Origin of the sequence: Halorientalis persicus (genome assembly GCF_900110215.1) — an archaeon.
GTDB lineage: Archaea > Halobacteriota > Halobacteria > Halobacteriales > Haloarculaceae > Halorientalis > Halorientalis persica.
The window spans coordinates 282,190-306,756 of record NZ_FOCX01000003.1; the positions used below are offsets into that span (position 1 = coordinate 282,190).

At 67.0% G+C, this 24,567-nt stretch carries 24 protein-coding genes; 13 read left to right on the plus strand and 11 right to left on the minus strand.

The window, feature by feature from the left end; translation table 11 throughout:
- Positions 1 to 116 precede the first annotated feature (116 nt).
- The gene (locus tag BMX17_RS05235) at positions 117 to 2,087 is read right to left on the minus strand and encodes an aconitate hydratase (protein WP_092658368.1); all 1,971 of its coding nucleotides are present in this window, start codon (positions 2,085 to 2,087) and stop codon (positions 117 to 119) included.
- A gap of 204 nt (positions 2,088 to 2,291) precedes the next feature.
- On the opposite strand from BMX17_RS05235, the gene BMX17_RS05240 reads away from it, so the two are divergent.
- Entirely contained in the window at positions 2,292 to 2,756 is a 465-nt protein-coding gene (locus BMX17_RS05240; protein WP_092658370.1) for a deoxyuridine 5'-triphosphate nucleotidohydrolase, read from the plus strand.
- A 3-nt stretch (positions 2,757 to 2,759) separates the two neighbouring features.
- Here the strand turns inward: BMX17_RS05240 and BMX17_RS05245 are convergent, their stop codons facing one another.
- Together BMX17_RS05245 and BMX17_RS05250 are read right to left on the minus strand one after the other, a co-directional pair.
- Positions 2,760 to 3,413, minus strand: coding sequence for a PH domain-containing protein (locus tag BMX17_RS05245; protein WP_092658372.1), 654 nt, complete (start codon positions 3,411 to 3,413; stop codon positions 2,760 to 2,762).
- Positions 3,397 to 4,005, minus strand: coding sequence for a PH domain-containing protein (locus tag BMX17_RS05250; protein ID WP_092658374.1), 609 nt, complete (start codon positions 4,003 to 4,005; stop codon positions 3,397 to 3,399). Before BMX17_RS05250 ends, BMX17_RS05245 begins: the two co-directional genes overlap by 17 nt.
- 162 nt (positions 4,006 to 4,167) lie before the next feature.
- Between BMX17_RS05250 and BMX17_RS05255 the strand changes: the two genes are divergently transcribed.
- Positions 4,168 to 5,571 carry a DUF7282 domain-containing protein gene (locus BMX17_RS05255; protein WP_092658376.1) on the plus strand — a complete coding sequence of 468 codons (1,404 nt, stop codon included), beginning with the start codon at positions 4,168 to 4,170 and terminating at the stop codon, positions 5,569 to 5,571.
- Here BMX17_RS05255 and msrA read toward each other — a convergent pair.
- Complete coding sequence (gene msrA / locus BMX17_RS05260) at positions 5,568 to 6,104, minus strand: peptide-methionine (S)-S-oxide reductase MsrA (RefSeq protein ID WP_092658378.1); 537 nt, start codon at positions 6,102 to 6,104, stop codon at positions 5,568 to 5,570. The genes BMX17_RS05255 and msrA overlap by 4 nt on opposite strands.
- Before the next feature lie 66 nt (positions 6,105 to 6,170).
- Positions 6,171 to 6,461: a hypothetical protein gene (locus tag BMX17_RS05265; protein WP_092658380.1), complete on the minus strand. Its 291-nt coding sequence runs from the start codon at positions 6,459 to 6,461 to the stop codon at positions 6,171 to 6,173.
- 291 nt (positions 6,462 to 6,752) lie between these two features.
- Between BMX17_RS05265 and BMX17_RS05270 the strand changes: the two genes are divergently transcribed.
- The gene (locus BMX17_RS05270) at positions 6,753 to 7,055 is read left to right on the plus strand and encodes an amphi-Trp domain-containing protein (RefSeq protein ID WP_092658382.1); all 303 of its coding nucleotides are present in this window, start codon (positions 6,753 to 6,755) and stop codon (positions 7,053 to 7,055) included.
- Between the two features lie 32 nt (positions 7,056 to 7,087).
- Here BMX17_RS05270 and BMX17_RS05275 read toward each other — a convergent pair whose 3' ends face one another.
- The 3 genes from BMX17_RS05275 to BMX17_RS05285 all read right to left on the minus strand — a co-directional run bounded on the left by BMX17_RS05275 (position 7,088) and on the right by BMX17_RS05285 (position 9,364).
- A complete protein-coding gene (locus BMX17_RS05275) occupies positions 7,088 to 7,513 on the minus strand; it encodes a disulfide bond formation protein B (RefSeq protein ID WP_092658384.1) in 426 nt (141 codons plus the stop codon).
- Positions 7,506 to 8,480, minus strand: coding sequence for a DsbA family protein (locus BMX17_RS05280; protein ID WP_092658386.1), 975 nt, complete (start codon positions 8,478 to 8,480; stop codon positions 7,506 to 7,508). Before BMX17_RS05280 ends, BMX17_RS05275 begins: the two co-directional genes overlap by 8 nt.
- 134 nt (positions 8,481 to 8,614) lie before the next feature.
- The gene (locus BMX17_RS05285) at positions 8,615 to 9,364 is read right to left on the minus strand and encodes a hypothetical protein (RefSeq protein ID WP_092658388.1); all 750 of its coding nucleotides are present in this window, start codon (positions 9,362 to 9,364) and stop codon (positions 8,615 to 8,617) included.
- A gap of 116 nt (positions 9,365 to 9,480) precedes the next feature.
- Here BMX17_RS05285 and BMX17_RS05290 point away from each other — a divergent pair, with 116 nt between their 5' ends.
- Complete coding sequence (locus BMX17_RS05290) at positions 9,481 to 9,957, plus strand: Lrp/AsnC family transcriptional regulator (protein WP_092658390.1); 477 nt, start codon at positions 9,481 to 9,483, stop codon at positions 9,955 to 9,957.
- Here BMX17_RS05290 and BMX17_RS05295 read toward each other — a convergent pair.
- Positions 9,952 to 10,968: an amidohydrolase family protein gene (locus tag BMX17_RS05295; RefSeq protein ID WP_092658392.1), complete on the minus strand. Its 1,017-nt coding sequence runs from the start codon at positions 10,966 to 10,968 to the stop codon at positions 9,952 to 9,954. The two genes, BMX17_RS05290 and BMX17_RS05295, sit on opposite strands and share 6 nt — an antisense overlap.
- 430 nt (positions 10,969 to 11,398) lie before the next feature.
- Between BMX17_RS05295 and BMX17_RS05300 the strand changes: the two genes are divergently transcribed.
- From BMX17_RS05300 to BMX17_RS05340, 9 genes are all read left to right on the plus strand, one after another.
- Positions 11,399 to 12,883 (plus strand): proton-conducting transporter transmembrane domain-containing protein, encoded by a 1,485-nt coding sequence (locus BMX17_RS05300; protein ID WP_092658474.1) that lies wholly within the window; start codon positions 11,399 to 11,401, stop codon positions 12,881 to 12,883.
- Positions 12,873 to 15,308 carry a DUF2309 domain-containing protein gene (locus tag BMX17_RS05305; protein ID WP_092658394.1) on the plus strand — a complete coding sequence of 812 codons (2,436 nt, stop codon included), beginning with the start codon at positions 12,873 to 12,875 and terminating at the stop codon, positions 15,306 to 15,308. Before BMX17_RS05300 ends, BMX17_RS05305 begins: the two co-directional genes overlap by 11 nt.
- A 104-nt stretch (positions 15,309 to 15,412) precedes the next feature.
- The gene (locus tag BMX17_RS05310) at positions 15,413 to 15,958 is read left to right on the plus strand and encodes a ribbon-helix-helix protein, CopG family (protein WP_092658396.1); all 546 of its coding nucleotides are present in this window, start codon (positions 15,413 to 15,415) and stop codon (positions 15,956 to 15,958) included.
- Between the two features lie 108 nt (positions 15,959 to 16,066).
- Complete coding sequence (locus BMX17_RS05315) at positions 16,067 to 17,275, plus strand: Nramp family divalent metal transporter (protein ID WP_092658398.1); 1,209 nt, start codon at positions 16,067 to 16,069, stop codon at positions 17,273 to 17,275.
- On the plus strand, positions 17,276 to 19,279 hold the full coding sequence (locus tag BMX17_RS05320) for a hydantoinase/oxoprolinase family protein (RefSeq protein ID WP_092658400.1): 2,004 nt from the start codon (positions 17,276 to 17,278) through the stop codon (positions 19,277 to 19,279).
- Complete coding sequence (locus BMX17_RS05325; RefSeq protein ID WP_092658402.1) at positions 19,276 to 20,871, plus strand: hydantoinase B/oxoprolinase family protein; 1,596 nt, start codon at positions 19,276 to 19,278, stop codon at positions 20,869 to 20,871. Before BMX17_RS05320 ends, BMX17_RS05325 begins: the two co-directional genes overlap by 4 nt.
- Entirely contained in the window at positions 20,868 to 21,569 is a 702-nt protein-coding gene (locus BMX17_RS05330; RefSeq protein WP_092658404.1) for a maleate cis-trans isomerase family protein, read from the plus strand. Before BMX17_RS05325 ends, BMX17_RS05330 begins: the two co-directional genes overlap by 4 nt.
- Positions 21,570 to 21,780: 211 nt before the next feature.
- Complete coding sequence (locus BMX17_RS05335; RefSeq protein WP_170845331.1) at positions 21,781 to 22,050, plus strand: ribbon-helix-helix domain-containing protein; 270 nt, start codon at positions 21,781 to 21,783, stop codon at positions 22,048 to 22,050.
- Positions 22,047 to 22,331, plus strand: coding sequence for a type II toxin-antitoxin system RelE family toxin (locus BMX17_RS05340; RefSeq protein WP_092658408.1), 285 nt, complete (start codon positions 22,047 to 22,049; stop codon positions 22,329 to 22,331). The genes BMX17_RS05335 and BMX17_RS05340 overlap by 4 nt, the downstream gene beginning before the upstream one ends.
- Positions 22,332 to 22,876: 545 nt before the next feature.
- On the opposite strand, the gene BMX17_RS25025 is transcribed toward BMX17_RS05340, so the two are convergent.
- The gene (locus tag BMX17_RS25025) at positions 22,877 to 23,587 is read right to left on the minus strand and encodes a hypothetical protein (protein ID WP_139203431.1); all 711 of its coding nucleotides are present in this window, start codon (positions 23,585 to 23,587) and stop codon (positions 22,877 to 22,879) included.
- Between the two features lie 25 nt (positions 23,588 to 23,612).
- Complete coding sequence (locus BMX17_RS05350; RefSeq protein WP_092658412.1) at positions 23,613 to 24,506, minus strand: alpha/beta fold hydrolase; 894 nt, start codon at positions 24,504 to 24,506, stop codon at positions 23,613 to 23,615.
- Positions 24,507 to 24,567 lie beyond the last annotated feature (61 nt).

The following is a 24,567-nucleotide window of genomic DNA, read 5'->3' on the forward strand; positions in this document are numbered from 1 at the left end:
GGACCGACGACCCCGGCCCGTCCCCGGTCTCTCCCCCTCTCTCGGTTCCGGACGGCGAGCGCTGTGGCTGTCGGAGTTGGCGACCGCGAAAAAACGTGTTCGAGTAGCTGGTCCGACTAGTCGTCGGCGGGTGCGCCGGAACCGCTGTCGGCCTTCTTCTTCGTGTGCGAGAGCTTCCCGCCGTCGGCGAGGATCTCGCGCTCACGTTCGGAGGCGTCCAGCGTGGCCGTGAGTTCCCAGTCGTCGTTGACGCGGACGGTGAACTCTTCCTGGCCCGAGCGGACGGCCTCGGCGACGTCGTCGACGACCTCGATGTCGTCGCCCTGCTCGATCTGCTCGTAGTCCTCGGCGTCGATCTCCAGGGGCAGGAGACCGAAGTTGAACAGGTTCGCCTTGTGGATGCGGGCGAAGCTCTGTGCGAGGACGCCCTCGATACCGAGGTACATCGGACAGAGGGCCGCGTGTTCACGCGAGGAGCCCTGCCCGTAGTTCTCGCCGGCGACGAGGAAGCCGCCGTCGCTGTCGAGTGCGCGCTGGGCGAAGGAGTCGTCGACACGCGAGAGCGTGAACTCGGAGAGCTTGGGGATGTTCGACCGGTACATCAGGATGTCCTGGGTCGCAGGGATGATGTGGTCGGTCGTGATGTTGTCCTCCATCTTCAGGAGGGCTTCCCCTTCGAGGTCGGCGTCGAGTTCGTCCTTCAGCGGGACGTCGCCGATGTTCGGCCCCTTGACGAGGTCGTCGTCGACGGGGTCGTCCGGCGTGATGATGTCGTTCTCGGCACCCTCGTAGGCGTCGGGCAGCTCGAAGCCGGGCGCCTCCATGTCGCCGAGTTCCTCCGCGAGGTTGCGCGGGTCGACGATCTCGCCCTTGATGGCCGCCGCGGTGGCGACTTCCGGCGAACAGAGGTAGACGTTGTCGTCCTCGATGCCCGAGCGGCCCTCGAAGTTGCGGTTGAAGGTCCGCAGGCTCACGGAGTCACTACCGGGGACGTGGCCGATGCCGATACAGGCACCACACGTCGCCTCGGAGTAGTTGACGCCGGCCGCCATCATCTCGGCGGTCCAGCCCTCACGGGCGAGCATCTCGCTTGCCTTCTTGGAACCGGGCGCGACGATCATCTCGGTGTCGGGCTGGATGGAACGACCCTCCAGCATCTTCGCGGCCGGGAGGATGTCCTCGTAGCCACCGTTCGTACAGGAGCCGATCATGACCTGATCGACGTCGACGCCCTCGACCTCGCTGACCGGGACGACGTTGTCCGGCATCGACGGCTCGGCGATGAGCGGTTCCAGATCCGAGAGGTCGATGGTGAGCTGGTCGTCGTACTCGGCGTCCTCGTCGGGCTGGAGCTCGACGTACTTGTCTTCGCGACCCTGACGCGCGAGGTAGTCCTCGGTCTTCTCGTCGGTCGGGAAGATCGAGGAGGTCGCGCCCAGTTCGGTCCCCATGTTGGTGATGGTCGTCCGCTCGGGGACGCTGAGGCTCTCGACACCGGGGCCGGTGTACTCGAAGATCTTGTTGACCCCGCCCTTCACGCTGAGGCGGCGCAGCATCTCGAGGATGACGTCCTTGGCGGTGGCCCACTCGGGCAGTTCGCCTTCGAGTCGGACGTTGACGACCTCGGGCATATCGATGTAGTAGGCACCGCCGCCCATCGCGACGGCCACGTCGAGCCCACCGGAACCGATGGCCAGCTGACCGAGGCCGCCGGGGGTCGGCGTGTGCGAGTCACTGCCCAGGAGCGTCTTGCCGGGCGCGGCGAAGTTCTCCTTGTGGACGTTGTGACAGATACCGTTGCCCGGACGCGAGAAGTACGCGCCGAACGTGCCTGCGGCCGAGCGCAGGAAGCGGTGGTCGTCCGTGTTCTTGAAGTCGAACTGGTAGGTCTGGTGGTCACAGTACTGCGCGGCCAGTTCCGTCTGGACCTCGTCGAGGCCCAGCGCCTCGAACTGCAGCCACACCAGCGTCCCAGTCGTGTCCTGTGTCAGGACCTGATCGATCTCGATCCCGATCTCCTCGCCTGTCTCCAACTCGCCTTCGACGAGGTGATCGTCGAGAATTTTTTCCGTAAGCGTCTGTCCCATAACGTCTGTCTGTCGACTGTCCGTAGACATAAATCATGCGAGTTTCCGATATCAGGTCTCCTGCATCCCTAGTACCCCTTGGATGTCATCCAGTGTCGTACGGCGTCGCGTACGTGCGAGGTGGTATCGAACTCCCTGTGAACGCCGTGTGGGCGGTCGTCGCGGACCGTCAGCGTTTTGCGCGCGCTCGCCGGCCACTCGCCCATGTTCAGAAGCGGAGCCGTCCTGGCCGATCATCTCGGTGACCTGCGTGAGTCCCAGGTCCAGCCCAACGGCGTCGACCTCACGCTCGGCGCGGTCCTCGAACAGGAGAGTCCCGGACGGATCGAGCGCGGCGGCAAGACCGTCGGCGACCGTCGGGAACTGGAGTCCGACGACGACGGGATCTACCACCTCGAACCCGGCGGATACATCGTCCGCTACGCCGAACGCATCACGATTCCGGCGGACCACGTCGGCTTCCTCTACCCCCGCTCGTCCCTGCTGCGCAACTCCTGTATGCTCGACACGGCGGTCTGGGACGCCGGCTACGAGGGCCGCGGCGAGGGACTGCTGGAGGTGCACCACGAAATCGAACTCCAGCAGGGGGCCCGCATCGCCCAGTTGACGCTCGCGGCGGCCGACCACGAGGGGACCTACGACGGGTCCTACCAGCGCGAGAACCTCTGACCCCTACCCTCGACGACGCTCGACCGCTCGCCGGAGTGCGACCACTTCTTCACGGACGGCGGCCCACTGTTCGGTCGTGCCGGGGACCGACCCGTCGCCGCTGGCTCCGGTCGCGCCACCGAAGCCGTCCCCGCCGCCGTATCGGGTGCGCCGTCGCTCGACCAACTGCTGGACGGTGCTGGGATCGTCGACGTTGCTGAACGCCAGTTCCGTCCCGGTGCCGCCGGCGGTGTCGAACGCCACCGTCCCGTGGTCGAACAGCGTCCCGGTGATCCCCTGGGAGTACGAGACGTTCTGGACCGTCCCGTACCCGACGGTGGTGACCCGCCGCCCGAGGACGCCGGATTTCCGGTAGAGGTGCCGGTCGGTCACGACGTACTCGGTGTGCTTGACCCGGAGGAGCGACCAGATGGGGAGCACGACGCCACCGAGGATCGCCAGTACGCCAAGCGCCGCCAGCACGGCGCTGCCTGTCTCGGTCGCCGTGTACCACAGCGCTCCCAGCCCGCCAAGCACCAAGGTTAGTCCGACGACGACGGACGGGATGATCGTCTGGATCCGCGGCCCGCCCTGCCACTCGACGCTCTCCTCGCTCGCCAGCGGGAGCCACGCCGGCGGTCCGTCCGCGCTGGTCCCGCCGTCAGCTGCGCTCGTCATCGTCGCCCTCCGGATCGGTCGGTCGGGTGGCCTGGCCGTCGGCTTCGACGGCGCTCCGGATCGCGCGCAACTCGGTGCGGATGTCGTCGAGTATCTGCTCGGGATCCTCGCTCGCGTCGTCGTCTTCGCCGCCGCCCGTCCCTCGCGCCCGGCGGCTCTGCTCGTTGATGCGCTGTTGGACCGCCTTCGGATCGGGGACGGCCCGGAACTGCATCTCGACCCCGGTGCCGCCGGCCGTGGAGATGTCGACGGTGCCGTAGCCGAAGTAGTTCCCCAGCGCCCCCTGGGAGTAGGAGATGTTCTGGACCTTCCCGAACTCGATCTTCTGGACGTCCCGCGACAGGATGCCGCTCTTGCGATAGAGTGCGTCGTTCGTCAGCAGGTACACCGTGTTCTCGCGGTTCAGGTACGCCCCGACGACGATGGGTATCCCGATCAACAGGAGTGAGAGCGGGAGCCCGACGATCAGCGCGGGGACGATGCTGTAGACGTGGGGGTTGCTAGACCACTGTACGTGTTCGCCATCGTCGAGCGTGAGCCAGTCGAACTCGCTCGCCGCGGCGTCGGAGGACTCGGGCGGTTCGGTCGCCATACGCGCCGTTTGTTCGTGGACCTACATAATCGGTGCTGTCGACGCGCTGATCGCTGGCGGACTGGGCTGCAGCGTGCGCCGCTGTGGCCGTCGATATCGCGTTCCACAGTCCTCGACCCGTCCACCAAGCTGATATGCCCGCTCGTGGAACGGGTCTGCTAGATGCGCCCACGTCGGACAGCCCTGACGACGGTGTTGGTTCTCCTCGCGCTCGCCGCGGGCGCTGGCGTCGCGAACGCGTCGTCGACCGCCGACGCGACACAGACGACCGACGCCAACCTGACGACGTTCGTCGCGCCGGGCGACACGCTCGAAGCGCTCCGGGACGGGACGGTATCCGACGTGCTCACGCGCCGCCAGCGCGTGGCGCTCTCGGACACGCTCGTCGTGCGCGTGTCGACCCCGAATCTGGGGGCGGCGGTGGCCGATCAGCCCGGCAACACCACGACCGAGCGCTTCCGGGCGCTGCTGTCGGGCCCCGACACGAAACTGACCGCCGTCGAGATCACGTCCGGCGACGGCCCGCCGCGAGCTATCGACCTGACCGTCGAGCAACTCGTGGTGCATCGCGTCGGCGCGGACACGTTCGATCTGATCTACGACACCGGCCGGTTGCGCGCGACCGACGACACGAACGGCAACGGCCTCGCCGACGACGGTCCGGGCACGGCCATCACCCCCGTCAGGGTGTTCGAGTTCGAGTTCACGCACGACGGCGTCGCCGCGCGCTCCTCGCTGGGGATCTTCCCCGCCGCCATCTCCTTCTCGACGCCGCCGAACGACGGCCTGGTGTTGTACCCGCTCCCCGACCAGCGACTGGTCGGGCGGACACCGCTGGCACCCGGGACGACACTCACAATCTCGCTCGACGGCGTGGGTCACCCCTTCGAAGTCGAGCGGGCCACGACCGTCACCGGCCGCCAGCAGTCGTTCGCCAACCTCTCGCTGGACCTGACCGACGCGCCCGAAGGCGTCCCGCTCGCGGTCACGGCCACGTCCGACGGGCAACGCCTCGGCGAGATGCGGGGGCAACTCGCCGAGTTGACCGCCTCGTTCACGCCGGTGCGGGCCGACGCCCCGCGAACCCGGGTCCGACTCCGGAACGTCTCGCTGTCCAGCGGTGGCTTCCTCGTGGTCAGAAACGGGCCCGACGGGTCGATCGTCGCCACCCGGTACGTCGCGGCCGGCGAGTACGACACGCTGACGATCCAGTACCGGCGGGCCGTGACGGCCGACTCGGTGGTCGTGACCGCCTACGTCGACGTCGACGGTGATCGTCTCTTCGAGGCTGACGACCCCGACCGCCCCTTCCGCCGGGACGGCGAGCCCGTCTCGACCGTCGTCGACCTCGAGGAATCGACGCCGACGACCCCCAGCACGCGAACCGAGACGCTGACGACTGCGGCCCCGACGACCGACACGCGGACGACGGCTCCGTCGTCACCGACCGCGACCGGCACGCCGACCCGGACCCGGCTCACCGACGCCAGCGGTGACGGGTTCGGTCCCGGCGTCGCGCTCGCGGCCCTCGTGATCGGCCTCGCCGCGCTCGCGCGTCGCGACTAGTGTGCCTGGTTCGCGAACTTCTCGCGGACCTTCTGGACCTTGGGTCGGACGTTGGCCGCGCAGTAGGGTTTGTTGGGGTTCTTCTCGAAGTAGTCCTGGTGGTGTTCCTCGGCCTCCCAGAACCGCTCAAGTGGTTCGACCTCGGTCACGATGGGGTCGTCGTAGACGCCCTCGGCTTCGAGTTCGTCGACGAACCGCTCGACGGTCTCGCGCTGGGCGTCGTCGTGGTAGTAGACGGCCGACCGGTACTGCGTGCCAACGTCCGGTCCCTCGCGGTCCTTCGTCGTCGGGTTGTGGATACTGAAAAACACCTCCAGCAGGTCCTCGTAGGTCAGGGCGTCGGGGTCGTAGGTCACCTGTACCGCTTCGGCGTGGCCGGTCTCGCCGCGACAGACCGCCTCGTAGGTCGGATCGTCGACGTGGCCGCCCGCGTACCCGGAGACGGCCGACTCGACGCCGTCGAGTTCCGCGAACGCCGCCTCGATACACCAGAAACACCCGCCCGCCAGGGTCGCCCGTGCACTCTCGCTCATCACCCGCGATAGGGGTCCCAGCGCCGTAAGTGCCTCGCCACCCGGGACCGTCGATCCGCGACTCCGTCAGGGCTCGTTCCGGTCGACCGCCGGGTCCGTGTGGTCGCTCTCGCCCTCGATGATCTCGGCTTTCCGCTCGATGTCCTGGAGGGCCCGTTCCTGCTCGCCGCGGGCGATCCCGCCCGACTCGGCGTGCCGGCCGCCGTACTGGCGGCCGGGGATGAAGTCCCAGATCGAATCGGTACCCCCGTCGCCCGATTCCGCGTCGTCCGGGCCCGTCGCATCCGCCTCGTCGCCCGCCGACTGCTCGCGACCGAGGCCGATCCGTCCGAGGGCGGCTCGCAGATACCCGAGCATACCCCCGTCTTTCTCACCGAACGACAAGTCTCTTCGGCTTGCCGGACCGTGCTCGAGTCGACTCCGATATAAAACACCTCGTATTGGCAGGAGTGGCTACTTGTGTCTCTGAGTTGCACGAAAACCCGTCACGGGAACCCGCCTTCCTCTGGCTGCACGATGCGTGCCTGCACGGTCCCCGTGACGAGGGGTCGATTCCCTCTGGAATCGGTTGCCCCCCTCCGCTGCTCGGGGCCCGAAACGGACAGACCACAAGCCACGTGTCTGCCGGCGTGGTTAGGTCGACACACGATGTCAGCGGACGATCCCACACCCGATACTGACGACGAGCGCACGCGCATCCGTCCCGGCCGCGACTTCGAACAGGAGTACCGTCTCGACGCGGACGAGGCCGGTCGGTTCCTGATCGACCTCGGCGAACAGCTCCGCGAGGGTGACGAGGTGACCATCACGACCGACGAGTGGAAACTCCCCTTCGCGTTCGGCGAACCGGTCGAACTGGAGGTCGACTTCGAGGGGGTCGGCGACCCGGAACTGGAGATCGAACTGGCGTTGCCGGGCCGTCCCGACGAGCGCGCGCCCGACGTGGAGTGAGGGCGATCCGGCGTCGCGACCCCTGGGGCGAATCAGACGCTGGTGTCGCCACCGACCAGTCCCGATCCGGCGACGACGGTGATGGTCACCAGCGCGAACCCGATCAGCGAGAGGTTCGGGATCGTGAGCCCGACCAGGGGGCTCCGCCACTGGATCGCGGCGCACGCGCCGCCGAACGCACAGCTACTCGACGTGACCTGCAACACGGAGTGATAGCTCGCGAGCACCAGCCCCAGCACCGAGAGGGGGAGGGCGGTCTTCCAGACCGCCGGTCGCAACTCGACCGTCGCCACGCCGAGGACGACGACCAGCGGGTACATCAGAATTCGCTGGTACCAGCACAGGTCACAGGGGACGAGGCCGAGTCCGAGGCTGAAAAACAGGCTCCCAGCCGTCGCGACGGCGGCGAACAGCGTCCCGGCGGTGAGCCAGGTTGCCGGGTCGGGCAGGTCAGGCATTCTCGATCGCGGTCTCGATGCGGTTTCTCGTCTGCTGTTGGTTCCCCGGGTTCACGAGGCTGTTGCCGATGCGGAGCGTCGGCGTCCCGCTGACGCCCAGTTGCTGGGCTCGCTGACTCGTCGCCCGGAGCGCGTCGTCGTACTCGTCGTTCTGGACGGCGCTCCGGATCGCACCCGGGTCTGAGACGCCCGCGGCCGCCGCGAACGCTTCGAGTTTGTCCGGCGTGGCCCAGTGCTGGGCCTCCGGTGGCTGGTTCCGGAAGACGACCTCGTGGAAGCGCCAGTACGACGATGGGTCCGTGTTCCAGACGGCCAGTCCGGCCTGGCCCGCGTTCGGCGCGTCGGGCCCGAGGAACGGGTCGCCGCCGAAGTAGGCGAGGTTCCGGAACTCGATCCGCAGATCACCGGGGGCGACGTAGTCGGCGACCAGCGTCGGCAGGAACCCCTCGCCGAACCGCGCACAGACCGGACACTTCCAGCTCCCGAAGTAGGTGACGGTCGCGGCCGCGTCGGCACTGCCCATCACGGCGTAGCGGTAGTCGCCGGGCGCGTCCGGGATTGACGCATTCCCGACCGGGCCGGCCTCCTCCGTCTCGATCTCCTCGGTCCTGCCCAGCACGTTGCTGAGTGCGATCCCGCCGGCCGCGACCCCGCCGATGGCGAGGACGCCGCCACCGACCAGGAAGGCGCGCCGCGGGAGGCCGCGGACGGCCGCTCCGACCCCGCCGTTCGAGAGGCGGTCCCCGAACGTGATCGAATCGACCTCGTTCTCGGCCCGGTTGGCGTCGCGACGGGACAGGTCCTCGGGATGGGCGACCAGCCAGTGCCGGTACAGCGCCGCCGTCTCGTCCCCCGCGACCTGCTCCCCACAGTAGTGACAGGCGCTGTGTGCCTCCCAGGCGTGACGCCGTACGCCCCCCGCCGAATCGAACCCCTCGTCACAGACCGGACAGTCGTTCGCGGACATCGCTCGTGTACTAGCGAAAAATTTCCTGACACGGTATAACAAGCCTGTCGATCCCGTCCCGCCGGCCGACGGCCGTCGGATCGGGTCGGGGCACCGATTGCTGGTCGGGGTGATACCCCGTGTGTGGGCCCGGTTCAGTCCCCGTCGAGCCCCCGCTCGTCGACGGTTTCGAGGAACGCCAGGATCGGGCTCCCGTCGGTCTCGACGTACTCGTAGTCGACGGCGTCGAGCCCCTCCAGAATCTCCACGCGGACGTGGGCGCGGATGCGCTCCGGCTCGGTCGTGTCGGCGTCGATGTCGCCGACAAGCGCGGTGTCGTGGGTCAGGAAGCCGAACCGCTCGATGTCGATGTCCGGCAGGCTCTCCGAGAGCCGGAGCGCGTTTTCCACGTCCTGTTCGGAGTACTCGGCGGTCGTCCGGTAGGCGTAGCCCTCGGTCACGGGGTTGTCGACCGCCAGCACGACCACGCTGTCGCCGTCCCGGGCGCGCACGTCGAGGTACGGCTGATCGAGGCTCGTCCCGCTCGGATCGACGCTCACGGTGTACGGTGCGTCCGCGGCGAGCGTGGTGAACACGTCGCGGTGAAAGTCAGCGAGCCGCTCCCGCGCGGTCCGCTGGTCGTCTGCCAGTTCGCGGTAGGCATCTTCCCACTCCGGGAGGAGTCTGACCGGGCCCGCCGTCTCCCGCCTGACCGCGCGCTTTTCCGGCCTGCTGAGGGGGTACTCCCGCTGGTCGGCGTCGTGGAGCGTGTCGGCGTTGGCCCGCCTGAACGCCGCCGTCAACTCCGTTCGGAGTTCCGTCCGCTGGTCGTGGAGTGACCGCTCGACGGCCCGCAACTCCCGTTCGAGCTCGAACACCTCCTCGAAGTCCAGTTCGGAGTCCATCGGTCGACGCCGGAGAGTCGGCTAGGCGTCACTACCAGTCGCCACGACTTGTGCGTTCGGGCGAGTTCGTAGCGTGTGGCGAAGTTACTTTGTCGGAGACGGGTCAACACCGTGGCATGGCCGACGAGGAGATCGACGACGTGGACAGGGCGATCCTCCGGGCGCTCCAGGAGGACGCACGGAATATGTCCTCGGGGGACATCGCGGAGCGAACGGGGACCTCTGACAGCACGGTTCGCAAGCGCATCCAGCGCCTGGAGTCCGAGGGGATCGTCAAGGGGTACAGCGCCGACGTGGACTACGGGAAGTCGGGGTATCCGCTCCGGATGCTGCTGTTCTGTACGGCCTCGATCCCCGAGCGCGGGGAACAGATCCCCGAGATCCTCGACATCGACGGCGTCGTGTCGGTCCAGGAACTGGTCACCGGCGAACAGAACCTGCTCGTCACCGTCGTGGGGGAGTCCGACGACGACATCACGCCGGTCGCACAGGAACTGCTGGAGATGGGGCTGACCGTCGCCGACGAGGTCCTCGTTCGGAGCCACGAGACGACGCCGTTCGGCGGGTTCGAACCCGACGCGGAGTCCTCATAGGACGACCCGTTTCACGTCGAGCGGCGTCGCACGGCGGACCACAGCCCGGATCGGGTCCGCGGTGCCGGCCAGGTTGTCCGACTCGCCGTCGAGTACCAGCAGTGCCGCGTCCCGGCCCGGTTCGACGACGCCACAGTTCAGCCCGACGGCCTCGGCACCGGCCGCCGTCGCCATCCGGAGGACCTCCCGGGCGGTCACGTCGAAGGACTTCGCGGTGACGGCCATCTCGCGGAACATCGACGGCGGATTGAGCATGACGTTGTCCGTCCCGAGCGCGACCGTCGTGTGGTCCAGCAGGTCGCGGACTGGCGGGCGACCGACGCCCAGCACCTGGTTCGCACGCGGACACACGGCGACCGGCACGTCCTGGTTGGCGACCCGTTCGAGGTGTTCGTCCTCGGCGTGGACCATGTGGACGAGCAGGTCCGGGTCGAGGTCGAGTGCGGGGTGGATGTCGGTCGCGTCCGGTTCGCCGGCGTGGATGGCGAACGGAACGTCCGCGTCCCGGGCGGCCGCCCGTTCGGTCTCGAAGTCGTCGTCGTTCGCACCGCTGGCGCCGTACCCGTCCGCCACGTCGAGGACGCTCGTCGGTCCGCTCCCGAAGACGAACGGCGTGACAGCGGTCCCGGCCGCGGCTGCCCGAAGCGCGCGAGCGCCCGCCGGCCCGGACTCGCGGAAGTCGAGACACGCCGCCGTCCCCGTCTGTGCCATGAACCGGAGCGTGCGGCGCATCTCGGTGACGAGGGTGTCCCGGTCGGCGGCCGCCAGCCGCCGGTGTTTCAGGCTGTCCGGCGGTGCGACGGCCGCTTCGAGGCCGAGGTCGACGGCCGCTTCCTTCGCCACCGAATCGCCGAGGTGGGTGTGTGCGTTGACGAACGCCGGCACGACGATGTCCGTCGCGTCGACGCTGGCCCGTTCGACGGCCGTTATCCGGCCGTCCTCGACGACGACACGCCCCTCGACGGGCTCGAACGACGATCCAGCGACGACCGTCCCCTCGAACTGTTGCATACGCTTCACTCGTTCGGATGAACAATATCGCTTTCTAAACCACGACACCGAACGGAACGAGAGAAAAATGCTGGTTCACGACCAGTTCGTCCGCACTGCCTCCCCGGGCGGTCGGGGCCACGCCGACGAGCGTCACGGCGGTGACGGCCACCGGAGCTGGACCGGCAGTCGCCGCATTCCGCCTCCTTGCCGCCGTCGCGAGGCCGCTCGTGGATTTCCGCGGGCACCACGGGCGGCCCACGATGCCGTGTGATGGCGTACCACCATTTAGACCATAATGTTCTATAATGGGGCTTTGAGAGAACAGTCTGGTCGCATAGAAGGATTTAATACACAGTTTGTTCGTACTATGGGTGAAGGCGGCGACATCAGTTCGCCGGGGTTGCGGTGATCCCGGTGGAGTGGTGTGATGCCGCTCACAGAGCAAACGATGACAGAACAGACCGGGCCGAAAACGGTGGGACAGCTCCCGAACACGTCCACGTCGACGCCGCTCGCACCGGCGGTGTTCACGCGACTCGTGTGGACACTGTTCGTCGCGAGTCTCGGTGCGCTCGTCGCGCGACAGCTGACCGGTGGGCACTGGGAGATCCCTGGACTGGCCGCCGTCGACGGACTGACGGTCCTGCTGTGGGTCGTGGTGACTTTCTTCAGTGGCATCGTCCACAGTTACTCGCGGCGCTACATGGCCGGGAGCGAACACATCACGCGCTTTTTCACGCGCCTGTTCGCGTTCACGATCTCGGTGATGGTGCTGGTCGCCGCCGACCACGTCGCCCTGTTCGGGGCCGCGTGGCTGGCGATGGGACTGGTGATGGCCGACCTGATCGGGACCGTCCGTGGCTGGCCACAGGCCCGGGCCGCCGCCGCCCTCGCCCGCCGGTACTTTCTGGCCAGCAGTCTGTTCCTCGGTGCCGCCCTCGCGACGCTGGCCTGGGCGACGGGCGCGACGACGATCTCGGGCATCCTGACGGCCGTCGGCACGGTCCCGGACGCGACCCTGCTCGTGGCCGCGGGCCTGCTCCTGCTGGCCGCGATGGTCCAGTCCGCGCTCGTCCCCTTCCACTCCTGGTTGCTCTCCTCGATGACCGCGCCGACGCCGGCCTCGGCGCTGATGCACGCCGGCTTCGTCAACGCGGGTGGGATCCTCCTGCTCCGGTTCGCCCCTGTGGTCACCGCTGACGCGACGTTCATGCTCCTGGTCGTGGTCGCCGGCGCGACCAGCGCACTGCTGGGCAAACTCCTGAAAGCCGTCCAGACCGACGTGAAGCGCAAACTCGGCTGTTCGACGACCGGCCAGATGGGCTTCATGATCGCCCAGGCCGGCCTCGGCTTCTTCGGGGCCGCTATCGCCCACCTGATCCTCCACGGGTTCTACAAGGCCTACCTGTTCCTCTCGGCCGGCGAACAGGTCGAACACACCAGCCCGGCCACGTCCGAGCCCGGGACGGTAACCCTCGTCGGCGGTGCCGTGACGGTCCTCACGGCCGTCGCCGGCGGTGCCCTGTTCGCCCTCCTCACCGGGAAGGGCACGCACTTCGACAGCGGGCTCTTGCTGACGGGCCTGATCTCGCTGACGACGTTGCACGCCACCTGGACCGCGGTCCGGCACACCGACGTTCCGGCCGCGATCCGGTACGGTGTCGTTCCGCTGGTCTTCCTGCCCGCCATCGCCGTCTACGCCGGGGTTTACACCGCGGTCTCCGCGGTCCTGGCCGGCGTCCCGCTCGTGACGGCACCGGCCGAGCTGACCCTCGTTCACGGCCTCGTCGCAGTCGCCTTCCTCGCGGCCTACGTCGCCATAGAGACGGGCCTCTACCAGCGGAGCCGTCGGCTCTACGTGGCGCTGGTCAACGCCTCACAGCCGTCGACCGGAACCCTGCTGACCGCCACGGAGGAGTACAATGAATACTGACACAGCGATATCCGAGAGCATCGAACAGGCAACAGACAGCGTCGGCTCGGTCTGGCCGCTCCACTCGTTCGTGACGGCCAACCCCCTCGCCGGGTTCGAGGACCGTCCGTTCCACGAGGCCGTCGAGCGGGCCGAAGACCTGCTCGGCGGCGACGGCTACCCGAGTCCCCACGTGTTCCGCCAGGCCTGGGAGACGGGGCGGATCGACCCCGACGTGCTGGCCGAGAAACTCGCCGAACGCGGGTACGAGGCCGACCCCGAAGCGTCGCTCGACCGGCTGGAATCCCGTGCCGACAGGACACCGGATGTCGAGACGGCCGAGACGCCCGCGGATCGCGTCGACGCCGTCCTGACGAAGTGGCTCGCGGCCTTCCTCGACCAGGGGACGGCCACCTGGTCGATGCCCGACCGCGAGCAGGGGTTCTACGCCGCCGTCCGGTCGGTCGCCCCCCACGACGGCGACATTCCCGACGGGTCCGCCGACGCGTGGCCCGCGGCCCCCGCCGACGCCATCGAGCGCGTCCTCGACGACCAGCCGAGAGACGCGTGGCCGGCCATCTTCGAGCACCACCTCACCGCGCTCCCGGGCTGGACCGGGTTCATCAAGCAACGCGCCGCCGCCGACGGTGCCTGGCAGTCGACGTACCCGATCACGCTGGCCGGGTATCTCGCGGTCCGCCTCACGCTTTCCGACCTGTTCGACGCGCAGGTTCTGCCCGCCGAGCCAGTGACCGACGCCGAGGTGACCGACGACGATGGCGTCCCGCTGGAAGAAGTCTGGCTCTCCGCGTGGGAAGCCAGCTATCGCTCGGAACTGGTCGAGGCCGTGGCCGACCGCAGTGCCACGGCCGCCGAAGCCGACGGCGGCCGGCCCGACGCGCAGTTCGTGTTCTGTATCGACACGCGCTCGGAGATCGTCCGCCGCCACATCGAGGCCGCGGGCGACTACGAGACCCACGGCTACGCCGGCTTCTTCGGTATCCCGATGCGGTACGAGGGATACGACGCCGACGTGAGCGTCGACGCCTGTCCGCCCATCGTCGACGCCCAGCACCGCATCACCGACCGCCCGACGGCCGACGCCGGCGACCGGACGGCCTACGACCGCTGGTCGAACGTTCGCGACGCGGGCGCCAAACTGGTCAAATCGCTCAAGGCGAACGCCGCGACCGCGTTCAGCTACGTCGAGAGCGCGGGCAGTGGCTACGGACTGGCGCTGGCCGCCCGGACGCTCCTGCCCGGTCGCGTCTACGACGCCCGCGACGCGGCCGACGAGCGCGTGCCCGACGACCACGAGATCTGTGAGCCCTCGGTCGACTACAACCCCGACGCCGTGACCGAACTCCGGGAGGGGCTCACGCTGGAGGAGCAGGTCGAGTACGCCGCGACGGCCTTCGAGTTAATGGGCTGGGAGGAGTTCGCCCGTCTCGTCGTCTTCGCCGGCCACGCCAGCCAGACCGCGAACAACCCGTTCGATTCGAGCCTGGACTGTGGGGCCTGTGCCGGCAACCCCGGCGGCCCGAACGCCCGCGTCCTCGCGGCAATCTGTAACGACGACGATGTCAGAGCCGAACTCCGCGAGCGCGGGATCGAGATCCCCGAGGACACCGTCTTCGTCGCCGGCGAACACAACACGACGACCGACGAGATCGACCTGTTCGACGAGTCGGTCCCGGAGAGCCACGCCGACGACCTCGAACAACTCCGTGCCGACCTGGAGACCGCTCGCGCCGGGGCGGCCGCCGAGCGCGCCGCGGACATGGGCGCTGACGAGGACCACGGCGTCCGCGAGACCGAGCGCCGCGCCGCCGATTGGGCCGAGACCCGTCCCGAGTGGGGCCTGGCCGGCAACGCTGGCTTCGTCGTCGGCCCGCGCGAACTCACCGAGAACCTGGATCTGGACGGCCGGTCGTTCCTCCACTCCTACGACTGGTCGACCGACGACGACGGCGACGCGCTCGAAGCCATCGTGACCGGCCCCCTGGTCGTCACGCAGTGGATCAACACCCAGTATTACTTCGCGACCGTCGACAACGGCGTCTACGGCAGCGGCTCGAAGGTCACGCACAATCCCGTCGGCAACGTCGGCGTCTACCAGGGCAACGGCGGCGACCTGATGACCGGCCTCCCACTCCAGTCGCTCATGGCCGCCGACGACGAACCCTACCACCAGCCACTCCGCCTCTCGACCGTGATCCACGCCCCGGTCGAGCGCATCACCGAGGTCCTCGCCGACCACGAGGCCGTGACCGAACTGCTCGACAACGGCTGGCTCTCCCTGACCGTCGTCGACCCCCAGCAGGACCACCGCGCGTTCCACTACGACGGCGAGTTGACCTGGACCGGCCACGAATCGATCGAGGCGACGGCGGCGACCGAGCCCTCGACCGCCGAGGCGTCCACCGAAGCGACCGCCGACGACTGACTCGAGTTCGGGCACGCTCGTCGTCGGTCGTCCGGTCGGTTCGGCAACAGAACGCTCGCCGACGGTCTGCAACGTTTATGTCGCTCTCGGGACTGAGTACCAGCATGACTGGCGATCGTGTCACGGTATCACTCACGGAGGAGGCACAGTCGGCGCTCGAAGATCTCACCGAACGGACGGAGGAGAACCGGAGTGAGGTCATCCGCGAGGCGATCTCCTTCTACGCGGCGAACTTCGAGTCGGCGCGAGCGAGCGACAGCGACGACCTCCAGACGTACTATCGAATGTTGAACACGGGCGAACACGTGTTGCTCGACGTCGACCTGCTCCACGCCTTTCTGGACAACGTCGAGGGCGAGGACGGGCCGGACCCGGCGTTTCTGGAGACCGTCGACCGGGTCGCCGAGTACCACACACAGGAGTACGCCCAGCGGTTCGATTCGCTCGGGGAGATCCTCGAGTGGCTCTCGTTCTGTGGGTTCCTGACGGTCCGGGAGACCGAGGGGGACAGCTATCAGGTCGTCTTCCCCTCCGAGTCGGTCCGCTGGTTCATGACGCGGTTCATCCAGGGGAGCATCGGCGACCTTCCCTTCGAGGTCGAGATCGAGGAGAGCCTCTCCAAAGTATTACTGAAAGAGTGTGAATCCTGACGCTGTTTTCTCACGTATTCATACAGCCGATGTGCAGGATGCACATACATCTCAACAACGCTTTTCTCTGCTTGTAGGTATCATGCCAACAGATCTCAATACGAAACCATGAACGTTATTCAGCGGCTCAAGGCGATCGGCCCCGGGGCGATGGTGGCGGCGGCCTTCATCGGTCCGGGGACGGTAACGGCGGCGAGCGTGACCGGTGCCCGACTGGGGTACGCCCTGCTGTGGACGATCGCGTTCTCGATCGTCGCGACGATCGTCCTCCAGGAGATGTCGGCCCGGCTGGGGCTGGTCTCGGGCGAGGGGCTCGGCGAGGCGCTCCGGAACCGGTTCGACAACCAGATCGTCGAATCCGTCGCGATCTTTCTCGTCGTCGGCGCGATCGGCGTCGGGACCGCGGCCTACGAGTCCGGGAACATCCTGGGCGGTGCCGCGGGGCTGGCGACGATCACCGGCGTGAGTTCGACGATCTGGGGCGTCGTCATGGGGCTGGTCGCCGGGGCCCTGCTGTTCACCGGGAAGTACAAGCTGATCGAGCGGGCGCTGGTCGGTCTCGTCGCCGTCATGGCGCTGTCCTTCGTCGCGTCGGCGATCCTGATCGGCCCCGACCTGGGGGCGATCGCCGGCGGGTTCGTCCCGAGTATCCCCGAGGGGTCGCTCTACCTCATCACCGGCCTGATCGGGACGACGGTCGTCGGCTACAACCTCTTCCTGCACGCGAGCAACGTCCAGGAGCGGTGGTCCGGACCGGGTGATCTCGCCGAGTCCCGCACCGACACGATCCTCTCCATCGCCGTCGGCGGGTTCATCACGATCACGATCATGGTCACCGCGGCGGCCGCGTTCCCGCTGGGGACCGAACTCGACGACGTCGGACAGATGGCCCAGCAACTCGAACCGCTGGCGGGCTCTTACGCGAAGATCTTCTTCAGTATCGGGCTGTTCGCCGCGGGCTTTACGAGCGCGACGACCGCGCCGCTGGCCGGCGCGTGGGCGACGACGGGTGCCCTCGGCTGGGATTCGGACCTCAAGAGTCCGAAGTTCCGCGCGGTCTGGGGGACGATCCTGGCGGTCGGCGTCGGGTCGGTCCTGCTGGGCGGGAGTCCGGTCGAGATCATCGTCTTCGCGCAGGTCGTCAACGGCATCCTGCTCCCGATCGTCGCGATCTTCCTCATCTACGCCATGAACCAGTCCGACCTCCTCGGCGAGTACACGAACGGCCCGATCGCGAACGCACTCGGGGCGATCGTGACGCTCATCGTGGTGGGGTTGGGCCTCCGAACGCTCCTGAACGTGGCGGGGGTCCTCTAGATGAGCGATAGAGTCGTCGGTGTCGACGTCGGCGGGACCTTCACCGACGTGACGCTGCTGGTCGACGGCGACCTCGTCACGGCCAAAGTGCCGAGTACGGACGACCAGAGCGACGGCGTCATGGCCGGTATCGAGAAGGCCTGTGCCGAAGCGGGCGTCGACCCCGAGGAGATCGAGGGGTTCTCACACGCGATGACGGTGTCGCTGAACGCCCTCCTCGAAGAGTCGGGGGCGGAGACCGCCCTCGTGACGACCGCCGGGTTTCGGGACGTGCTGGAGATCGGTCGGCAGGACCGCCCCTCGCTGTACGATCTCGACGCGGAGAAGCCCGCGCCGCTGGTCCCCCGGCGACGGCGGTACGAGGTCGACGAGCGGACGACGACCGAGGGCGTCGAACGGAGCGTCGACGAGGCCGAGGTCCGGGACGTGGCGGACGCGATCCGCGAAGACGACGCCGAGGCCGTCGCCGTCTCCCTCCTGCACGCGTACGCCACCCCCGAGAACGAGCGGACGGTCGCGCGGGTCCTCCGCGAGGAACTGGACGTGCCCGTCTCGGCCTCCAACGAGGTGCTGGCGGAGTTCCGGGAGTACGAACGGACCTCGACGACCGTCGTCGACGCGTACCTGCGACCCGCGATCGACCGGTACGTCGGCCACCTCTCCGAGCGAGCCACCGACGCCAGCCTGCCCGAACCCCGGATCATGCAGGCCAACGGCGGCATCACCGACGCCGAGACGGTCCGGCACAACGCCGTCCTGACGGCGCTGTCGGGCCCGGCCGCGGGCGTCGTCGGCGCGAACGAGATGGCGTCGACCGACGGCGACGACCCGGCGCGACTCGTCACGTTCGACATGGGCGGCACGTCCAGCGACGTGAGCCTCGTGCGCGACGGCGAGGTCGAGCGGACGACCGACGGCGAGATCAACGACCGCCCGATCCGGACGCCGCTGGTCGACATCGAGACGGTCGGGGCCGGCGGCGGTTCGATCGCGTGGGTCGACTCGGGCGGTGCGCTCCGCATCGGCCCCCAGTCTGCCGGCGCGGAGCCGGGGCCGGCCTGTTACGGTCGCGGCGGAACCGAACCGACCGTGACGGACGCCAACCTCGTCCTCGGGTACATCGGATCGAGTACCAGCCTCGGCGGGGAACTCTCCCTCGACGAGCAAGCGGCCCACGACGCGATGGCCGACCTCGCCGAGCAAGCGGGAATGGACGACCCAGTCGAGGCGGCCCGGGGCGTCTACCGCGTCGCCAACGCCAACATGACGCGTGCGATCCGGTCGGTCACAGTCGAGCGGGGTTTCGACCCCCGGAAGTTCGGCCTCGTCGCCTTCGGCGGTGCCGGCCCGATGCACGCCGTCTCGATCGCGAGCAACCTCGACATGGAGCGGGTGGTCATCCCACGTGCGTCGGGCGTCCTCTCGGCGTACGGACTGCTGGCGGCCGACGAGAAACAGGACGCGGTCCGAACCTACCAGCGCCCGCTCGAATCCGTCGATCCCGATACCGTCGAAGGGATCTACGACGACCTGGCCGACGAGGTGCTGGCCGAGACCAGCGAGCCCGAGCGAGCGACGGTCACGCACACGGCTGATCTGCGCTACGCCGGCCAGAGTTTCGAGCTCTCCGTGGAGGTCGGCGACGCCTTCGACCGCGAGGACGCCCGCGACCGGTTCGAGGACGCACACGAGGTCGCGTACGGCTACCGGATGGACGAACCGGTCCACCTGGTCAACTGCCGCGTGACGGCGACGGTCGACCGCGACGTGCCGCCCATCGACTACACCGCGACCGGCGACCCGCTCAAGGGGGCGCGTGACGCGACCTTCGAGGACGGCGTCTACGAGACGCCGGTGTACGATCGTGCGCGCCTCCGGCCCGGACAGTCGCTGGGTGGCCCGACGATCGTCGAACAGGACGAGAGTACGGTCGTCGTCCCCCCACACTGGGACGTGCGGGTCCGTGACGACGGCGCGTTAGTTTCCGAGGTGACCGAACAATGACCGACGACATCGACCCAGTCACGCTGGAGATCCTGCGGAACCAGCTCGAAAGTATCGCCGAGGAGATGGGGCACGTCCTCATCACCGGTTCGTACTCGCCGAACATCAAGGAGCGACAGGACTGTTCGACCGCCCTCTTCGACGCCGACGGGAAGATGATCGCACAGGCCGAACACATCCCGGTCCACCTCGGCGCGATGCCCGACGCCGTCGACGCGATCATCGACGACGACCCGAAGCCGGGCGACGTGTTCATCGTCAACGACCCCTTCGCGGGCGGGACCCACCTCCCCGACATCACGCTCGTGTCGACCATCGCGCCCGAGGACGAGGTGATCGGGTTCGCGGTCTCGCGAGCCCACCACGCCGACGTGGGCGGGAGCGCGCCCGGCAGTATGCCCCCGGGAGCCCAGGAGATCTACGAGGAAGGCTTGCGCCTGCCGGCTGTGCGCCTCGTCGACGGCGGCGAGTTGAACGAGGCGGTGCTGGACGTGTTGCTGGCCAACGTCAGGACGCCCGACGAGCGCCGGGCGGACCTGCGGGCCCAGCGCGCCGCCAACGAACGGGCCGAAGAGCGGATCGGCGAACTGCTCGACGACCACGGCTCGCTGTTGCTGGACGCGTTCGACGCCGTCGTCGACTACTCGCGAGCGCGTATCGAGTCCGAAATCGCCGACCTCCCCGACGGCGAGTATCATGCACACGACGTGCTCGAAGGGGACGGCGTGACCGACGAGGACATCCCCATCGAGGTGACGGTCACCGTCGACGGCTCCGAGATCGCGGTCGACTTCGCGGGCACCGCCGCGCAGGTGACTGGCAACCTCAACGCGCCGCTCTCGGTCGCCAAGAGCGCGGTCTACTTCGTCGTCCGGGCGGTCACCGACCCGGAGATACCGTCGAACCACGGCTGTTACGAACCGGTCAGCGTCGCTGCGCCCGAGGGGACGGTCCTCAACCCCAGGCCTCCGGCCGCAGTGGTCGGCGGGAACGTCGAGACCAGCCAGCGCGTGACCGACGTGACCCTCGCGGCGCTGGCCGAGGCGATCCCCGAACGCGTCCCGGCCGGCGGACAGGGGACGATGAACAACCTCATCATCGGCGATCGCGAGGGCGAGTTCACCTACTACGAGACGATCGCGGGCGGGTTCGGTGCCCGCCCCGACAAGGACGGCATGGACGGCGTGCAGGTCGGGATGACCAACACCCTGAACACACCGGTCGAGTCGATGGAGAGCGAGTACCCGCTCCGCGTCGAGACCTACGCCCTCCGCCCGGACAGCGGCGGCGACGGGAAACACCGGGGCGGCCTTGGACTCGAACGCTCGGTCACGGTCGAGACCGACGCGACCGTCTCCCTGCTCACAGAGCGCCGCCGCACCGCGCCCGCCGGCGTCGACGGCGGCGCGGACGGCGCGATGGGCGAGAATCTGATCGACGGCGACCCCGTACCTTCGAAGGCATCTGTCGACGTGAGCGCCGGCGCGACCGTGACGATCCGCACGCCCGGTGGCGGTGGCCACGGCGACCCGACCGACCGGTCCGACGAGGCACGGGAGGCCGACCGCCGTGACGAGAAGGTGACCGAATGACTGCCCGTCTCGGCCTCGTCGTCCCCTCCTCGAACACCACGGCCGAACCCGAGTTCCGGGCGATGGCTCCCGAGGCCACGACCGTTCACGCCGCCCGGATGCCGCTGGAGGACGTGACCGTCGACGGTCTCGACGAGATGGCCAGCGGTGCCGAGCACGCCGCGGAACTGCTCGCCCACGCCGCCGTCGACGGCCTCGCGTACGCGTGTACGACGGGGAGTCTCCTGCACGGGCCCGGCTTCGACGAGGAGCTTGAGTCACGGCTGTCCGACGCGGCCGGCGCGCCGGCCGTCGCGACGGCCCTGTCGGTGAAACGCGCTCTCGCCGCGCTCGACGCCGAGACGGTCGCCGTCGTCACACCCTACGCCGCCGAACTGAACGAACGCGAGCGGGCGTACCTGGCCGACTCGGGCTTCGCGGTCGCCACCCTCGACGGCCGGGGACTCGTCGACAACACCGAGATCGGCGAGTTGACCGCCGCGGACGCGAAACGGCAGGTCAGGTCCGCCGTTCCCGACGATACTGCTGTGGACGCGGTATTCGTCTCCTGTACGAACTACCGGACTGTGCCGGTCCTATCCGATCTGGAGGACACGCTCGGCGTCCCCGTGATCTCCAGCAACGCCGCGACGATGTGGGACCTCGCCGACCGGCTGGGTGTCGAGTCGACTCTCGACACGGCGCTCACCGCGGTCTAAGGGCCTGGTACGATATTTTGGTTCGACCAGAAACCGGGTGGTACGCTGATGGGCCCTGGCGGGGAACATCCAGAGCTTTCACGGTTGCCAGCCAGTTGTTCACCGACGTGTTCGGCATTGAGACGGCCGGGTAGTGAGACACTGTTCTACCGCTATCTTGTCGGAAATATTAACAAAAACACTCTTTGCCACAAGTCTGTAACACATTAGTATGTCGAATACGGATACAGCAAGCGGCGACCCGGAGAAGACGAACATCAACATCCGTCTGACGGAGATGTTTCTCGAAGACATCGACGCGACGTGGCAGGACGAAGGCTACAACAGCCGTAGTGAGTTCATCCGGGAGGCGCTGCGCGACGCAGTGCGACATCCGGACCTGACCCGCGAGAGCTGGAAGGAGATCGCTGCCGTCGAGCACGCGCGCCGGACAGGCGAGAGCGAGACGTTCTCCCGCGAGGAGATCCTCGACGACGAATGAGTGACGACGAGTGGACCTGGCAGTTCCGCAAGCCCGCCAAGCAGACCTACGACGATCTCGACGACCACGCCCAGGACCGGATCACTGACAAACTCGACGAGATCGTGACCGATCAGTGGCGAGACCCCGACGACTATCTCGAACCGCTGACCGGCGCACCGTATTCGAAACTGCGCGTCGGTCAATTCCGTCTGGCTGCCGACTGTAATCACGCCGAGCAGATGCTGGACATCTACAGCATCGAGCATCGGAGTGGTGCGTACAAAGCTGACGACGACTGACGGGGAACCAGCAACGATCGGTGATTGATTTCATACCTGCGTTGTATCGGTTAGCAATGACGGCACGACGACAGCGACTCGCACCCATACACTGGATGAATTCTGGACAAGCCAGAATAATATAAAGGGATAGAAAAGAACTGTGGTGACAGCACCGCTAGCATATCATTAAGAAGAATATGAATATTGCTATGATATCTGGAGTGGAAAGATTAGGGATTCCATAGTTGCCAGACAGCCGTTTAGCGACGTAAACGGGGCTGAAACACGCATTTAGCGAACTCACTATATTTGGAACTGCAACGCTCGCAGTACGATGTCCGACCCACCCTGTACCATACGCACTCCTGATGGGTTGAATATACACGATTTCGGCTCACCCGGCTCAGTAGTAATCTTGCAGATTGTCAAGAAGACTTGCTGCATACAGAGGTCGTATTCAGTTACGGCAGAGTGAGTTTCGCAAAAGCGGCTCTGGATCATTTTGTCAGTGGATGTGCGTATTGTCTGGATGCCTCCGGTCCGTGCCGCCGTCTTGGGAGTGCCTACTTCTCGAAACAGGCCACCGGGTCCCCGTCTACCCAGGGGTCGGGATCTAGCGCATCGGTCCCGACGAAATCGTTCTGCGTCGTTCTAGCCCGGACGACCCGTGTCGAATCGATATAGTACGTGACGTATTGTGTGATGTAATCAAACTCAATACCCGGGTGAATCGTCCCGGAGCCGACGTATTGTAGTCGGACGACGGACGAATCAGCGGGGCCCGCGGCGACCCACGAGTTCTGGACGGAGATGTCGAAACGAGTTAGATACTTGTCGCGTTCATCGCCGGTCGCCACGTCGGTGTTCGAAATCATCTCGTCGTTGTGCCTGTAGGCCAGTTCAAATCTGGTGACGTACTCCACTGCGGCCTTCCCCGCTGCTTCAGATGGTGGCCGGCCGGGATAGTCGCGGGGTGCGAGCGCCCCCTCGCGATCAACCGGCTCGGCCATCGGTCGCGATACGGCCTTACAGGACACGCTCGGCGGCGTCTCCGGAATTTCGGTGGCCCATCCGGCGGTTGTCGTCGGCGTCTCTGTCCGCGTGTCTGTGCTGTCTGTTGTCTCGTGTGAAGAAGTCTCATCGAGGGCGAAACACCCGGCTGAGGAAAGCACCGTGCCAGTGATGCCGAGTGCCTTCACGAGACGACGACGTGGTATCGGCATAGCACACATGGAACTACCGTTTCTGGTAATAAACAGCCCTAGGATGGTCAAGCACGTATTTGAGTTACCTCGTTGATTAGGACAGATGACGGAGCAACATTTCAGTCACTTCCTCACGTTCGTTATGAACCCAGTGTGACGCGTCGGGAAACTTCCGTAACTGCCCGTTGTCACAGTAGTCGACGCTCTTCTCGGCCATCGAAGGGACGAGTGCGATGTCATCTTCGCCCCAACAGACCAGCGTCGGTTGTGGAATAGTAGTACGTGAGGGACTTTCCGACTCCCAAAATCCACGATACCAGTTGATCCGCGGCTTGATTCCCGTGTGCTGCCAGGCAGTCTTATAGTGGGCAATCGTTTCGTCGTCGAAGGTGCCGGGATTGGACGTGATCTCGAGCGAATCGACCATATTGGCCATGTCGTTCCGCCGCAGGAGCCACTCGGGGAGCCTCGGGACCTGGTAGAACCAGACGTACCAGCTCCGGGCGATCTGCTGGGGACTCGAACGGAGGGTCTCGCGATACACTGTCGGATGTGGGACGTTGCAGATTCCGAGTCGATCGACCATCGACGGGTGCCGGAGGGCGACGTTCCAGGCGACGAAGCCGCCGAAGTCGTGCCCGACGACGTGGGCCGACTCCCGGCCCTCACTCTCGATCAGTTCGCAAACGTCTGCGGCGAGCTCTGACTGCCGATACGCATCGATACCCTCGGGCGCATCGCTCAGATTACAGCCCCGCTGATCCGGGACGACGACACGGTATCCGGCGTCGACGAGCGCGGTGATCTGGTCACGCCAGCCGTACCAGAAATCGGGATGGCCGTGCAGCAAAACGACCAGTGGCGCGTCGGGGTCACCAGCGGTCACGACGTGTAGCTGGACACCGTTGGTGTCGCGATAGGTGGATTCAACACCGTGGTTGGCGAGTAGCGATGCATCCGTTTTCGGACGGGTTTTTGTGACAGACATCGGTATCGGATCGGTGACTGAGTTCGGTATCTGTACCAGATGCGGGGGGTGCGGTGAGTGA